The organism is Ornithinimicrobium ciconiae (assembly GCF_007197575.1).
Taxonomy (GTDB): Bacteria; Actinomycetota; Actinomycetes; order Actinomycetales; family Dermatophilaceae; genus Ornithinicoccus; species Ornithinicoccus ciconiae.
Window position 1 is genome coordinate 92,119 of sequence record NZ_CP041616.1, and the last position, 14,452, is coordinate 106,570.

At 70.4% G+C, this 14,452-nt stretch carries 14 protein-coding genes; 5 read left to right on the plus strand and 9 right to left on the minus strand.

The annotated features are described in order from the left end of the window. Positions 1–66: 66 nt before the first annotated feature. From FNH13_RS00430 to FNH13_RS00455, 6 genes are all read right to left on the minus strand, one after another. Positions 67–915, minus strand: a complete 849-nt coding sequence (locus FNH13_RS00430; RefSeq protein ID WP_143781631.1) for a siderophore-interacting protein — start codon at positions 913–915, stop codon at positions 67–69. Continuing rightward, positions 912–1,820 carry an ABC transporter ATP-binding protein gene (locus FNH13_RS00435; RefSeq protein WP_143781632.1) on the minus strand — a complete coding sequence of 303 codons (909 nt, stop codon included), beginning with the start codon at positions 1,818–1,820 and terminating at the stop codon, positions 912–914. The genes FNH13_RS00430 and FNH13_RS00435 overlap by 4 nt, the downstream gene beginning before the upstream one ends. A gap of 9 nt (positions 1,821–1,829) precedes the next feature. Further along, on the minus strand, positions 1,830–2,903 hold the full coding sequence (locus FNH13_RS00440; RefSeq protein ID WP_143781633.1) for a FecCD family ABC transporter permease: 1,074 nt from the start codon (positions 2,901–2,903) through the stop codon (positions 1,830–1,832). Then, complete coding sequence (locus FNH13_RS00445) at positions 2,900–3,910, minus strand: FecCD family ABC transporter permease (protein ID WP_143781634.1); 1,011 nt, start codon at positions 3,908–3,910, stop codon at positions 2,900–2,902. The genes FNH13_RS00440 and FNH13_RS00445 overlap by 4 nt, the downstream gene beginning before the upstream one ends. Next, positions 3,907–5,109 (minus strand): iron-siderophore ABC transporter substrate-binding protein, encoded by a 1,203-nt coding sequence (locus FNH13_RS00450; protein WP_143781635.1) that lies wholly within the window; start codon positions 5,107–5,109, stop codon positions 3,907–3,909. Before FNH13_RS00450 ends, FNH13_RS00445 begins: the two co-directional genes overlap by 4 nt. A gap of 212 nt (positions 5,110–5,321) precedes the next feature. Beyond that, positions 5,322–5,777 (minus strand): LysM peptidoglycan-binding domain-containing protein, encoded by a 456-nt coding sequence (locus FNH13_RS00455; RefSeq protein WP_143781636.1) that lies wholly within the window; start codon positions 5,775–5,777, stop codon positions 5,322–5,324. A gap of 270 nt (positions 5,778–6,047) precedes the next feature. On the opposite strand from FNH13_RS00455, the gene FNH13_RS00460 reads away from it, so the two are divergent. The 5 genes from FNH13_RS00460 (at position 6,048) to FNH13_RS00480 (ending at position 11,040) form a co-directional block, all read left to right on the plus strand. After that, entirely contained in the window at positions 6,048–6,566 is a 519-nt protein-coding gene (locus tag FNH13_RS00460) for a MogA/MoaB family molybdenum cofactor biosynthesis protein (protein ID WP_143781637.1), read from the plus strand. Beyond that, a complete protein-coding gene (moaA, locus tag FNH13_RS00465; RefSeq protein ID WP_228266508.1) occupies positions 6,566–7,543 on the plus strand; it encodes a GTP 3',8-cyclase MoaA in 978 nt (325 codons plus the stop codon). Before FNH13_RS00460 ends, moaA begins: the two co-directional genes overlap by 1 nt. A gap of 564 nt (positions 7,544–8,107) precedes the next feature. Next, positions 8,108–8,692, plus strand: coding sequence for a sugar transferase (locus FNH13_RS00470; RefSeq protein ID WP_165699951.1), 585 nt, complete (start codon positions 8,108–8,110; stop codon positions 8,690–8,692). Positions 8,693–8,694: 2 nt separating this feature from the next. After that, positions 8,695–9,753: a glycosyltransferase gene (locus FNH13_RS00475; RefSeq protein WP_165699952.1), complete on the plus strand. Its 1,059-nt coding sequence runs from the start codon at positions 8,695–8,697 to the stop codon at positions 9,751–9,753. A 12-nt stretch (positions 9,754–9,765) separates the two neighbouring features. Next, positions 9,766–11,040 (plus strand): O-antigen ligase family protein, encoded by a 1,275-nt coding sequence (locus FNH13_RS00480; protein ID WP_143781641.1) that lies wholly within the window; start codon positions 9,766–9,768, stop codon positions 11,038–11,040. Here the strand turns inward: FNH13_RS00480 and FNH13_RS00485 are convergent. The 3 genes from FNH13_RS00485 to FNH13_RS00495 are packed head-to-tail and all read right to left on the minus strand — an operon-like array spanning position 10,977 to position 14,402. Beyond that, complete coding sequence (locus tag FNH13_RS00485) at positions 10,977–12,032, minus strand: glycosyltransferase family 2 protein (RefSeq protein WP_165699953.1); 1,056 nt, start codon at positions 12,030–12,032, stop codon at positions 10,977–10,979. The two genes, FNH13_RS00480 and FNH13_RS00485, sit on opposite strands and share 64 nt — an antisense overlap. Beyond that, the gene (locus tag FNH13_RS00490; protein ID WP_143781643.1) at positions 12,025–13,137 is read right to left on the minus strand and encodes a glycosyltransferase; all 1,113 of its coding nucleotides are present in this window, start codon (positions 13,135–13,137) and stop codon (positions 12,025–12,027) included. The genes FNH13_RS00485 and FNH13_RS00490 overlap by 8 nt, the downstream gene beginning before the upstream one ends. Further along, a complete protein-coding gene (locus tag FNH13_RS00495) occupies positions 13,134–14,402 on the minus strand; it encodes an oligosaccharide flippase family protein (RefSeq protein WP_165699954.1) in 1,269 nt (422 codons plus the stop codon). The genes FNH13_RS00490 and FNH13_RS00495 overlap by 4 nt, the downstream gene beginning before the upstream one ends. Positions 14,403–14,452: the final 50 nt, after the last annotated feature.

Consider the following 14,452-nt stretch of genomic DNA (forward strand, 5'->3'; position numbering starts at 1 on the left):
CGATTTATGTAACGAATTAACGGCGCGACACACTAGCTGTTCTGCCCACCTCCGTGGTCAGTGCAACTAGCCGCGCGGCTTGCCCAGGATCCAGTAGGGGCAGAAGTAGACGGCGCGCTTGGCAGCCCCGATCTCGCTCGTCAGATAGCGGCGCACCGCCGCGACGGTGGCCTTCTCCCCGGCGATCCAGGACGCCGTCGGGATCGGCAGGCTCGCCGCCTCGATCGCGGGGACCAGGGCCGAGCCGGGCAGGCCGGTCCCACGCTCCACCACGGTGATCATGGCGGACCGGGGCGACGGCAGCGGCGGCACATCCGTGACGGCCGGCACCTCGAGGAAGACGTGCGCCTCGACGGTGGCGGGCAGCTCCTCGAGAATACGGCTGATGGCCGGCAGCGCCGTCTCGTCGCCAGCGATCACCTGCGCACCGGATGCCTGCTCGGTGCGGTAGGCAGCCGTCCCGGTCTGGAACGCTGCCTGGGAGCCGACCTCGGCCCGCAGCACCCAGGCCGAGCCCGGGCCGGCGTCCCCGTGCGTGACGACGTCGACGTCGACCTCGCCGACCTCAGGACGGTGGGCCCGGATGGTGTACCACCGCACGTCCGGCTGCTGCTCGTCCGGGACATCGAAGCTGCCGCGGGGGGTGGCCCGGTCCGGGTCCGCCTCCGGCAGGGCGGGCAGGTCCTGACCCGCGGCGGGCATGACCAGGCCGAAGTACTCGTCCGGGCCCAGGGGCTGGTAGTCCGCCAGCTCGGGGGCACGCAGGGTCAGGCGCCGCATGATGGGTGACACCTGCTCTGCTGCGGTCACGGTGACCCGGAACAGCTGGTGTGCCTCCCGCTCGATCGGCATGGACATCGAGCGGGCGTAGGCCGCCCGGATCAGGGTGTCGCGGACGCGAAGTGCTCTGCTCATCGGGGCTCCTGGAGAGTCATCAGGGGTGTGGACGTGGGTGTGGACGTGGGTGCGGTTGTGGGTGTGGACGGGGACGGGGGTGCGGTGAGGGTGGTGGCGACGGATCGGGACCGGGCGCGCCTGGTCGGCAGGTGACGGCCCAGGGGGATCACGCTGACGTCGCCAGCCTCCTCCCAGCGCACCCGGCAGGTGATGCCGAAGACGTCGCAGACGGTCTGGGCGGTGACCACGTCCTGCGGCTCCCCCTCGGCGACGATGGCACCGTTGCGCATCGCGATCAGGTGGTCGGCATACCGGGCGGCGAGGGGCAGGTCGTGCAGCACCATGACCACCGTGGTCCCGTCCTCGATCGCGAGGTCACGGACCAGGTCAAGCACCTCGACCTGGTGGGCGATGTCCAGGAACGAGGTCGGCTCGTCCAGCAGCAGCAGGCCGGTGCGCTGCGCCAGGGCCATCGCGATCCAGACCCGTTGCCGCTGACCGCCGGAGAGCTGGTCGACCTGTCGTCCGGCCAGCTCCGTGGTGTGGGTGCGGTCCAGGGACTCGGCGACGACCCGGTCGTCGTCACGGCTCCACTGACGGAGCAGGCCGTGGTGGGGGTGACGTCCGCGGGCCACCAGCTCAGCCACGGTGATGCCCTCGGGGACGACGGGGCTCTGCGGGAGCAGCCCGACCCGTCGGGCGACCGCCTTGGTCGGCAGGGTGTGGATGTCGGTGCCGTCCAGGAGGACCTGGCCGGCGGACGGTCGCAGCAGGCGGGCCAGGCCCCGCAGGGCGGTGGACTTCCCGCAGCCGTTGGGTCCGACGATCGCGGTGACCTGTCCGGGCGGGATGTCGAGGTTGAGGCCCTCAACGACCGACCGCTTGCCATAGGCCAGCGAGAGGTTCTGGGCTTGCAGGGTCATGCCGTCTCCTTAGGCTTTCTGGGCTGCTGGTCGGCTGGTGGCCAGGAGCCACAGCAGGAAGGGGGCGCCGGCCAGGCCGGTGACGACCCCGACGGGGAAGTTGTTGCTGGGCAGCGCGTAGGCCGCCAGGTAGTCCGCCACGACCACGATCACGGCGCCGACCAGGCCGGCGGTGAGCAACGAGGGGCGGCCGCCGAGCAACCGCCGCGCGATGGGGCCGGAGAGGAAGGCGACGAACGCGATGGGACCACAGACCGCGGTCGTGGCCGCGGTCAGCACAACCACCAGGGCAATCGCCCTCATGCGGGTGGTCCGGGGAGACCGTCCCAGGCCGGAGGCCAGGTCGTCCCCGAGCTCGACCACCTGCAGGTGACTGCCGACATACAGCAGCAATGGCAGGGTGAGGAGCACGATCAGGGCGAGCACGCGGATCTGGCCCCAGGTGACACCGGTGAGGCTGCCGGTCAGCCAGACCATCGCCTCGTGCGCCTGATAGATGTCGGCCCGCACCAGGACCCAGTGGATCACCGAGACGAGCATCGCGGCCAGAGCGATGCCGATCAGGATCATCCGTCCGGGTGCGGCGCCCGGGTGGCTGCCGGACAGGGTGACCAGGGCGAGGGCGACCGCGCCTCCCCCGGCGAGCGCCGCGAGCGACACGACGGAGTCCGACGCGTCGAACAGGACGGTGGCGGTCACCGCTGCTGCCGAGCAGCCCAGGGTGATGCCCAGCACGTCGGGGCTGGCCAGGGGATTGCGCGCCATCGTCTGGAAGGTGGCACCTGTGGCTCCAAGGGCCAGTCCGGCGAGCACCCCGATCACGGCGCGCGGCAGCTTGGACTCCATCAGGATGAAGGAGGCCCCCGGGATCTCGGTGCCGGTGACGATCCGGAAGAAGTCGGGGATGGTGATCGTGAAGTCGCCCAGCAGCACCCGCGCCGCGACGGCTCCCAGGAGCAGCAGGAGCAGGCTCGAGATAACCCAGGTGAGGCGTTGGCGGACGCCTCGGGTCGCCTGGTGGATCGCCTCGAGGGACCGGGCCAGGTCGGGCTCGGGTCGGTGCTGCACGGGTGCTGTCGTCATCGCAGCACCGCCCGCCTGATCATCAGGATCAGCACGGGCGCGCCGAGGATGGCCGTCATGATGCCGACCTGCACCTCCGTCGGCGGCGTCACGATCCGCCCCAGGGTGTCCGTGAGGAGGATCAGGACCGGACCGACCAGAGCACTGCCCAGCAGGATCTTGCGGTAGTCCGGACCCGTTGCCAGGCGCACGATGTGAGGCACCACCAGGCCAACGAAGGCGATGGGCCCGGCCAGCGCCACGGCACTGGCCGCCAGACCGACCGCCCCGAGGGCGACCACCCCGCGGGCGAGCAGGATCCGCTGTCCCAGCGCCCGCTCCAGCTCCTCGCCCAGCGCGGCGGCGTTGAGGACCGGCCCGGACACCAGGACGATGACCAGGCTGATCAGCAGCAGCGGGAGCACGTCGGTGATGATCCCGGCGTCCCGGCCCGCGACCGAGCCGACCTGCCAGAAGCGGAACTCCTGCAGTGCCCCCTGGTTGCTCACCAGGACCCCGGCGATGATGCTGGTCACCCCGGCCGTCACCGCCGCGCCGGTCAGGACCATGGTCAGGGACTGGTCGCCCTGGCTCACCGAGGCGACGGCATAGACCACGACGGCCGTGATGAGACCACCGAGCAGCGCGAGCCACAGATAGCCACCGACACTGGAGATCCCGGCGAACTGCAGCCCCAGCACGACGGCCAGCGCTGCCCCTGAGTTGACACCGAGGATGCTCGGGTCGGCCAGCGGGTTGCGGGTCAGCCCCTGCATCGCCGCGCCGGAGAGGGCCACCGCCGTGCCGACGACCAGCCCGATCAGGCTGCGGTCCAGACGGGAGGCGACGATCCCCTCCTCGAAGGCACCGGTCGGGTCACCACGCAGCACCGGCGCGAGCGCCTCGAGCGCTGCCACCGGTGAGATGCTCCGCGAGCCGATGGCCAGGGAGAGCGCGAACGCCACCGCCAGCGCGGTGACCCCCAGGAGGATCACCGCACCGGCGGGGAGGCGACGGCTCCCAGTCACTGCACCTTCTCTGCCGCCTCGCTGGCCAGGGGGACGAACTCCTCCAGGACCACGGGGATCGTCAGCGGGGTGGGCGAGGACAGGGCGCTCATGAGCTGCATGTCCGTGAGAGCCACGAAGGAGCCGTTGGCCAGGGCCGGTGTCGATCCGATGAGCGGCTCGTTGACCAGTTGATCGACCTGGCTCTCGTCCTCGACATAGAAGAAGAGGACGTCGGCATCCAGGGTGTCGGCCTGCTCGGAGGACAGGTTGGCGCTGAACGTGCCCGGGTTGGCCTCCGTGAGCTCGGTGACCTTGCTGGCGTCGACCATCCCGAACTCGTGCATCAGCTGCGGGCGCAGGTCCGTGGCGGTGTAGACGCCGATGGTGCTGAGGTCGGTGGCGGTGTACCAGGTCCAGGCCATGGAGGTGCCCGCGAGCTCGGGGTGCTCGGAGCTCACCGTGTCAAGATCGACCTCGAGCTCGGCCAGCACTGCATCGGCCTCGGCGTCTCGGCCGATGGCCTGACCCACCATCTCGACCGAGTCGCGCCACGGGGTGCCCCACGCGGTCTCCGGGAAGGCGACGACCGGTGCGATCTTGGACAGCGCGTCATACTCCTCCTGCGTCATGCCGGAGTTGGTGCCGATGATCAAATCGGGGGCGAGCTGGGCGATCTCGTCGGTGGGGATGCCGTCAGCGTCGTCATAGCGGGTGACCTCGCCCGGGTCGCTGCCGAGTTCGGTGACGGCGGCGTCAAACCAGTCCGTGGACCCGGCGTCGTTGCCGCCCCAGGAGATCCTGACGGAGCCGACCGGCACCTCGCCGAGCGCGACGACCGTGTCCTGGTCCGACCAGCCGACGGTGGCGACGCGCTGGGGGTCCGACTCGATGGTCGTCTCGCCGAAGGCGTGCTCAATGGTCACCGGGAACTGTGCCGCCCCGGTCTCGCCTGCCGCGTCCGCGCTGTCCTCAGCGGAGTCGCCCGAGCCGGCACTCGTGCTGTCGGTGTCACTCGTGCCTCCAGTCTCGTCCGTCGGGCCGGCGTTGTCCGTGGTGGCGGTGTCGTCCGTCGGGCCAGTGGAGCAGCCCGCGACCAGCACGAGCCCAAGGGTGCACACCCCCAGCAGTGCACGGGTGCGGCGAGGGACGGTGAGCTGTGGGGCTGGGGCTGTGGCTGCGGCGCTGCGCGGCTGCGGCGCGGACATCGGTGACGGCACGGGGTGGTTCTCCCTCGGCGTGACAGTAGGACGAAGTTAGGTTAGGGCAACCTTCCCTCATTCCACAACGCGGGAGTGTCTTATATGCTGACGCGCAGGTGACCGGGCAGTCGCCGACACAGTGACAGCCAGGCCGGAGCACTCCGACCTGGCTGTCACTGTGTGCGAACGCGAACGCGAACGCTGGGGCGTGGCCCCCGGCTCTCAATCGGTCACTTGCCCGGGATGGTGAGCTTCTGGCCCGGGAAGATCAGGTCCGGGTTGTCGATCCCGGACGCCTTGGCGATGTCCATGTAGGACACGCCGTACTTCGCGCCGACCTCACTCAGGGTGTCTCCGGCCTTGACGGTGTAGGTCTGGGAACCGCCTCCGGCGGGCTGGGCCTTCTCGGCCGGCTTGGCCTTCTCCGCCGGCTTCGACTCCGCCGCAGGCTTGCCCTGCTTGGCCTCGGGCCGCTCCTTGGCGGTCGCCTCCTCCTTGGCGTCCTGGAGCTGGTCCTGAGCCCGGTCCAGCTTGTCGCCCAGGGACCCCCTGTCGCTCTTCGGCGTGGCGGCCCTGTCAGCCGTGGCGTCAGCCGTGGTGTCGGCCTTCTTGGCGTCCTTGGTGGTGTTGCTCGCGGCGTCCGCCGCGTCCTCCACCGCGTCCTTGATCTTGTCGAAGATGCCCATCGCACCCCTCCGATGTGATTGTTACTGCTGGTTAACTGTCGGATCCGACAGTAGGCGCAGGCCGCCACGAGCGCGAACGACAGCAGGACACGTCGGGCTGTGAGGCGAGTCTCCCACCTTGGCGCCATGGCGCTGACCTGCGGCGATGCCCATTTGGTAAGGATTCGGCAAATTCCTGAGACGGGGATTCGTGCGCCGCGTGACGTGCCGCGACCAGGCTCCGTCGAGGCGGCTCCTTGCGGGTCCAGACAGACTGCCTAGCATGGGGTGATGAGCAACACCGCTGATCTGCCCCCGACCAGTGTCCTGGTGATCACTGTGTCAGACCGGGCGGCGAGCGGTTCCCGCGAGGACCGGTCCGGTCCCCGCCTGGTCGAGAGGTTCCGCGAGGCTGGCTACGCGGTGACGGGCCCACGGCTGGTGACCGACGGGGTTGAGCCCGTCGGCGACGGCCTGCGCGCGGGCCTTGCCGAGGGCTTCGGCCTGATAGCCACGACGGGGGGCACCGGGGTCTCCCCCCGGGACTTCACCCCCGAGGCCACCCGCACCCTGGTGACCCGGGAGCTCGTCGGCGTCGCTGAGTACCTGCGCAGCGAGGGTGCCCACCACACCCCCCTGGCCACCCTGTCCCGCGGCGTGGTCGGCGTCGCGGACTCAGACGACCCGGATGTCACCGGGACCCTGCTGGTCAACCTGCCCGGCAGCCTCACAGGAGTGGAGCAGTCGATGGATGCGTTGTTGCCGCTGCTGCCCCACATCCTGTCTCAGATCATCGGATGGGATCACTGATGGCACTGCTCGACACCTATGGCCGGGCGCACCGGGACCTGCGCATCTCGTTGACCGACCGATGCTCGCTCCGGTGCACCTACTGCATGCCGGAGCAGGGACTTCCCTGGCTGGCGAAGCCAACCCTGTTGACCACCGAGGAACTCATCCACCTGGCGCGCATCGCCGTGGGCCTGGGCATCGACGAGGTCCGACTGACCGGTGGGGAGCCCCTGCTGCGGCGCGACCTGGTGGACGTGGTCGCCGGCATCTCGGCCCTGGGCGTCGAGGTGTCCATGACGACCAATGCCCTCGGGCTCGACAAGATGGCGCCCGACCTGGTCGCCGCCGGACTCACCAGGGTCAACATCAGTCTCGACACGCTCGACCGCGAGACCTTCAAGACCCTGGCGCGACGGGACCGCCTCGATGACACCCTCGCCGGCATCGCGGCGGCCGACGCTGCTGGGCTGGCTCCCCTGAAACTCAACACCGTGCTGATGCGTGACATCAACGACCACGAGTCCCCGGCCCTGCTGGCCTTCGCTCTCGAGCACGGCTACCAGTTGCGCTTTATCGAGCAGATGCCACTCGACGCCGGACACACCTGGCGGCGGGACAACATGGTCACCGGCGAGGAGGTGCTGGTCCGCCTGCGCAAGCACTACGACCTGACGCCGGCCGAGCAGCGCGGCAGCGCTCCTGCCGAGCGCTTCCTGGTGGACGGCGGCCCCGCCACTGTCGGGGTGATCGCCTCGGTCACCGCTCCGTTCTGTGGCGCCTGCGACCGGGTGCGCCTCACCGCCGACGGGCAGGTGCGCAACTGCCTGTTCGCCACGACCGAGACGGACCTGCGGACGCCCCTGCGTGAGGGAGCCAGCGATGAGGAGCTGGGCGAGCTCGTCCAGGCCTGCATCACCGCCAAACTGCCCGGCCACGGGATCAATGACCCCGGCTTCCTGCAGCCGGCCCGTCCGATGAGTGCCATCGGCGGCTGAGCCGCACCCGCACCACCCGAGCCCGTCCGATGAGTGCCATCGGCGGCTGAGCCGCACCACCTGAGCCCGTCGCGATTGCGCCAGGGCTGGGTCAAGAACACCCCAACAGGACTGCCTAGCGGCACTTCTGGACCCCTGCGCGCCCTCGCATGTGTAAACGACTTGCAAAGGCTCTATTAATTTTTCGTTAACTTCGCTAGTCTCCTGCGTGAATCACTTGTCCCAGATGCATGAGGGAGTGGGTTACACGTGATCGGAACGACTGGCGTCCCTGCGCCATCACAGGAACACCCCCCATCACGGCACGCTGCGCCGCCCGTGAAACCGGCCAGAGCCCGCCCGTCGCGACATCGCGGGCGTCGCCGGTCTTGCGGACCGCGGGCATAGGAAGCACGGGTCCTGGTCATGTCTTCAGGCTCCGCTGCGGCTCGTGGGGTGCGCAGTCCCCACCGGAGGGTGCGCCGGCTCAGCTCAGGCGCACAACCGCTCAGCCCCGCGGCGTACCACCCCGACCGGCAGGTGCACATCTCACCCCTGATGCTGCCCCGCGCGCCACACCCCTTGGTGGCTTCACGGGCCAAACGCTGCATCGACGTCCTGGGCGCGACCATGCTCCTGGGTCTGCTGCTCGTGCTGCTGCCCCTGGTGGCCCTCGCGATCAAGATCGACAGTCGGGGCCCGGTCTTTCACGTCCAGCAACGGGTCGGACTCCACGGCAGAACCTTCCGGATGTACAAGCTGCGCTCGATGACGTGCACCGCAGAGGCGGACGGGCTGGCCCGCTGGACCTTCCCCGGTGACCCGCGGGTCACCCGACTCGGCCGCCTCCTGCGAGCCAGCCATCTCGACGAGGTCCCCCAGGGGCTCAACATCCTCCGCGGTGAGATGTCCCTGGTCGGACCGCGTCCGGAGCGGCCCGAGCTGGTCGTGGAGCTGATGCAGCAGTTCGCCCAGTTCGAGCAGCGCCTCGTCGTGCGCCCAGGGCTCACCGGTCAGGCGCAGGTGCGACACTGCTATACTTCGGCGGTCGAGGACTGGCACGGCAAGCTCGCCCACGACCTGGACTATGTCCGAGCCGGTTCCTTGCGGGGCGACCTGCCGATCCTCACCAGCACCGTGATGCAGGTGCTGCGCCTCAAGGGACTATGACCGTGCCCTCGCGGTTGAGCATCGGGATCCTGGCCAGCACCGGCCTGCACCTCGACTCGTTCTTTGTCCGCATCGCGGATCTGCTGCGCGCGCACGGACATCTCGTCCACTTCGCGGCCGGCACCCCGATGGAGCACGGACGCTCGCACGTGGTCGAGTCGCTGACCCAGCGGCCCCGGCTGGTCAACCTGGGCACGGGCGGCGACCTGCGCAGGTGGGCCCAGCACGTGGGGGCCGACGTCGTCCTGGTCAATACCGCCACGGCCGGGTTGCTCGCCCGGCGAGCCTCCCTCCCGGTCCCGGTCGTCTACTTCGCCCACGGTCTGCACTGGCGTGAGGCCGGCGCACGGCGCACCGCTCACTGGGAGCTGCTCGAACGCTGGGCACTGCCCGGCACCGCGTCAGCCATCGTCCTCAACGCCGAGGACCACCGATGGTTCCAGCGCTGGGCCCCGGACCTGCCCGTGCACCAGCTGCCGTTCGGAGTCGGCCTGCCGGTCGATGCCTTTCAGCCGTCGCCGCAGCCAGACACCAACGTGGTGGTGTGGATCGGAGAGCACACCACCCGCAAACGCCCCTGGCTCGCCCTCGAGGTCGCTGCCGAGCTGCGCCGGCGGGGCAGCCCGATCCAGCTGCGGATGCTGGGGCGCGGCCCACTCACGGCAGAGCTCACCCGCCGCGCCGAGGAGCTGGGTATCGCCGCCGACGTGCACCTGCCCGGCTTTGTCGCCACTGCACCAGAGTTGCAGAGCGCGCGCCTGCTGCTGCACACGGCAGACTGGGAGGGACTACCCAGGGTGATTCTGGAGGCGATGGCGGTGCACCGACCGACAGCGGCGTTCGACGTCAAGGGCGTGCGAGGCCTGCCGTCGGTGCACCTAGCGCCCGACCGGGACCTGGGTGCGATGAGCGACATCATTGAGCGCGAGCTTGCCGAACCCACGGCCCCGGACGTCTACCCCGCGCGGGAGGACCTGTCTGACGTGCCCGTCGTGACGACACTCGAGGCGGTCCTGTCTCAGGCGGTCCGGGGCGATGCGAGAACGGCGCATCGTGCCTGACCGGCAGAGCCCGTGACCCAGAAGTTCGCCCTGGGGGCGTTCCTGCTCTATCTCGTCCTCGGCGAACGCGTGGCCCTGGGGCGGGCTCCTGGCTTTGCTGGGCTGCCGGTGCTCGAGGTGCTCTTCGTCGGGTCCGCCCTCTGGGCCTGGGTGCGGGCGGGCCGCCCCCGCCCGTCGCTCCCGGGCGGGGTGATCAGCACGGTCGGACCGCTGTTCTTCCTGCTGCTGGCCCTGCCCCTCCTCGGCGTGCTGCTCGGGACCTACCAGGTGACCACGCTCTACTCCTGGATGTTGGTCCTGGTGCCCGGGGCGGTCCTGGCCCTCACCGCCACGGTCGGCGCCCGGATCCTCCCGGTCGTGCACCTGGCCATCGTGATCCACGGCACCTACGCACTCGGCCAGGCGCTGCTGCGCCTGGACCTGCTCCCCCTGTCCATCTGGGGGCCGATGCAGGAGTGGGACGTCGAGTCACAGCGCTCGCTGAGCGAGGCGTATGTCATCTACGGCCGGTCCACCGGCCTGTTCATCAACGCCAACACCTTCGCGCTCTGGTCCCTGACCGCCCTCGTGCTCTCCTGCGCCTTCCTGCGCGGCATGCACCGCAGCACCGGCATCGCCTGCGCACTCATCGGCATCCTGGGCAGCCAGTCCCGCACCGGGATCCTGTGCCTGGCGGTGCTGGCCGTCATCTGGCTGGTGCGGACGCTGCGCGACTCCCAGGCCCTCTCTCGCCACGCCCTGACCTCTGCCGTCTTCGTCCTTCCCCTGCTCCTGATCGCGTATGCCACCGGGCTGTTGCAGCGGCTGCTCGGGGGCGGTCTGCTGGGTCGCCTCTCGAGCGGGATCTCGATCCTGTCCGAGGGGGTCCGGGCAGACAGCAACATGCTCGGCCGGGTCGAGGCCTGGCAGGTCGCTCTGGACTACTCCCCCACCGACCCCCGGCTGAGCCTGGGCACGCTCGGTCCACCGCAGGTGCAGTTCATCAGTTTCATCGACAACCAGTTCGTCGCCTTCTATCTCCAGGGTGGCCTGCTGCTGGTGGGCGCATTCGTCGTCGCGCTGCTGTCGCCGGTCTTCCTGCACCGTCGGGGAGTGCGCCCGATCGCGCCCCTCGCCGTCGCGTGCGCCCTGGTCGCCCTCACCTCGCTGACCCTGACGCCGGTGTATGCCGCACAGGCGACCTGCCTGGTCTGGGTCATCGCGGGGCTGACACTCTCGAGCTCTCAGGCCCTGCCACGTCCGGTCACCCGGCGCACCCAGGGCCGCACCCTCAGGACCGCACGGTAGGCAAGGGGGTAGTGGGCCCCGAGAGCCGCGAGGACGGCCACCCGCAGGGCCAGTTCGCGGTCGCGCGGAAAGAGTCGCACGGCAGCGCGCAGCTGCAGTCCGTCGCGGGCGATCCGCAGCCACTCGGCGCGGTCCTGCGGATCGTGGTGCGCGCGCATCGCGGTGCCGGCCACGGCCACATGCCACTCCCGGTGGCGGAACTCGTGCAGCGCCGCAGCCACCGCCGTCGGGTCGGCGGGCCCGTCAGGATGCGCGAGGGCCACTGCTGCGACCCGCTCCCCGATCCGCTGTGACTCGCGCAGGGTCTCCAGGGAGGGGTGTTGGACCGTGGTCAGCGAGCCTGGTCGCTGCACGTGGTGGAACATCAGGTCCGGGATGAGATAGACCGTGGGCTGTCGAGCCATGAGCTCGGCCGAGCCGGCGAAGTCCGACCTGGTCCGGCGCGGTGGAAACGGAGACTCACCCAGGACCTCCCGCGCGAACAGCTTGTTCCACAGGTAGCCCCGGATCCGGCCGTCCAGGATCGCGATCCCGATCTCACCGCCGGTCAGCAGCGTGGGTCCGGTCACCTCACCCAACTGCTCCCGTCGACGCCCCCGGGTGTCGACCAGGTCAGCGCCACAGCCGACGACCGGCGCTCCGGAGGCGAGGCGCGCGGCATACAACCGGCCGACGATCGCCGGGTCCCACCGGTCGTCCCAGTCGACGAACCAGACCATCTCACCGCGAGCGCGGGTGAGGCCGTGGTTGCGCGCCGCGGCGACCCCTGCCCGCTCCGGGAGCCGCACCACCTGCACCGGCAGGCCCTGCCAGTCCGTGTCGCGGAGCAGGTCGGCAGTCCCGTCGCCGGAGGCGTCATCGACCACGACGAGCTCGTCCTCGGCCGAGAGCGTGGCCAGGAGTGCCGCAATCGTGGAGCGCAGTCCCGGGCCGGGGTCGTGCAGCGGCAGGATGGCGCTGACCCGCGGGGCACCGGGTGGGTCGTCACTCATGCAACACCTCCTCCCAGGCGGCGATCGTCGCACGAGCACTGTAGGCGCGGCGGCGGAGCGCGTCGGCAGCCCGAAACTCGTCCGCGGCAGCGGCCCCGGGACCGGCATAGCGACGGGCAGCCTCCTCCACCGCCGCGGCCAGGTGTGCCGGATCAGCCTGCGTGAGCAGCCCGGGGACGGTGTCCGGCACGAGGGTGTTCATCACCGGGGCGTCACAGGCCACCACCGGCAGCCAGTGCTCAGCCGCCTCGAAGAGGACATAGCCGAAGGTCTCCGACGACGCCGGGTGGACCAGGACATCACTGTCGGCCAGCAACGGCCCGGGGTCGGCCACGTCACCCACCCACTCGATCCGGTCGTCGACACCCAACTGCCGGGCCTGGGCCTGCAGCTCCGGCTCCAGGGGTCCCCCACCGACCATTCGGAGGCGCCAGTCCATGGTGAGCAGCGGCAGGGACCGGATCAGGACATCGAAGTTCTTCACGGCCCTGGCCTGACCAAGGGCCAGGAGCCGGACCGGAGCGGAGCTGTCCGGCGGGTCATCCGCACGCGCAGCGTGCCGGGTCGCACCCGGGGAGAGCTCCGGCAGGTCGAGCAGGTTGGGCAGGACGACGGTGGCCACGGACCACTGGTCGCACAGGGTGCTGGCCACCACGGGGCTGACCGCGACGACCGCGCGGGCACGCCGATAGCTGCGTGCCACCAGCTCGGCCCGGAGCCGGAACCGCCGACCGGTGGCCAGCCTGGTGGGTGTCAGGGAGTGCTCCCACGCCACCGCGGACCGGAGCGCCCAGGGTGCGGCCAGGAGGAGCTGGGCTCCCGCCCAGACACCGGTGAGCACCAGGATCTCGCCGCTCGCACCGGCCCGCAGCCGCCGACGTAAGGCTGCGCGGGTGTGCCGCTCCGTCCCGGCATCGAGGCAGGTCACGGTCACCCCGGGCACCGTCACCGGCCCCGGGTCGTGCAGCACGAGGATCTCCACCTGATGCCGCTCCGCCAGGGCGGAGGCCAGCCGCACCAGGGCGTTCTCCATCCCGCGCCGTGGGGTCAGCACGGTGGCCAGGAAGGTCACCTGGAGATCGGCGGCTGAGACGCGTGGCGTCATACGTCCCTCCGTTCCTGGGGGACCGGGTGGCGCACCGAGACCGCGAGGGCGATCCACAGGGCCATCGCCAGCGCGGCCTCGCAGGCCAGTGTCGACCAGGCGGCGCCCCAGACACCGAAGCGCGGAATCAACCAGAGGTTCAGCCCCACATTGGTGGCCAGCACGACCAGCTGGATGATGGTGCGCAGCCCCTGGCGGCCCATCCCGGTCAGCACGTCCGCGGGCAGATAGTAGAGGCACCGCAACAGCACGACGACGCCCAGCACCCGCAGCAGCGGGACCGACTCGGCATAGGCCTCGCCCAGCAGCGGGACCAGGATCCCGGCCAGGACGATCAACCCCACGGTCGCCGTCAGGCTGTAGAGCAGCGCCGGGCCGGCGATCGCCCGGACGAAGGGGATCAGCGACGAGTTGCCCTCTCGGGCGTAGCGGAAGAACCGGGGCCAGGCCGCGCCGAACAGTGCGCGCACGGGCAGCCAGGCAGTGTCGATGAAGCGGTAGGCCGCGCCGTAGACACCGGCCCCGGCCGGACCATCGAGCCGGCCCAGCATGGCCTTGTCGACATCATTGTGAGCGTTCTGGGTGCCGATCCCCACGCTGAACAGCAGGGCCTCCCGCCAGTGCCCGCGGAAGGGCGCCAGCCCGAGAACCGGTCGGCCCACCGCCCGCACGGCAAGGGTCAGACAGATGGCCCCGGAGAGCGCCGAGCTGAGCACCAGCGCGAGGACCCACGTGCCCAGTCCGACCGGTGAGGGCGTGAGCAGCAGGATGGCCGCCGCCAGCAGGCGAAGCGCAGGCAGCAGCACCTGGCAGAAGGCGGTGACCCTCATCTCCTCGCGGGCCACGAAGACGGAGGAGGCGAGGTCGGCAGCGCGCGCGAAGATGAAGTCGGCCAGGACCAGTCCCCAGAGGATCGCCACCCCGGTGCCCTGCGGGATCAGGACCGGAGACAGCACCAGGAGGAGCGCACCCACGACGACCGCACCGAGGGCGCTGATGGTCAGCCCCGCACCCAGCCAGCGGTGGGTCGTCTCCGGTTCGGTCGCGCCATACTTGACGATCAGAGCCCCGGAGCCCAGCGCCGAGAAGGGCGCCGCGATCATCACGACCGCGGCGACCGCCGTCAGCCGGCCGAACGACTCCACTCCCAGCACCCGCGTCGCAGCCACGAAATAGACCGCGGTGATGGGCACGCGCAGCACCTGCGAGACGAGCAGGCTGCCCACGTTGCGGGCGAACCCGCGATCGACCTGTGGGCGGGGCACGTGCGTCATCATGCCGGATCGACCCCTCCGGCGACTATGCTGCGCAGATC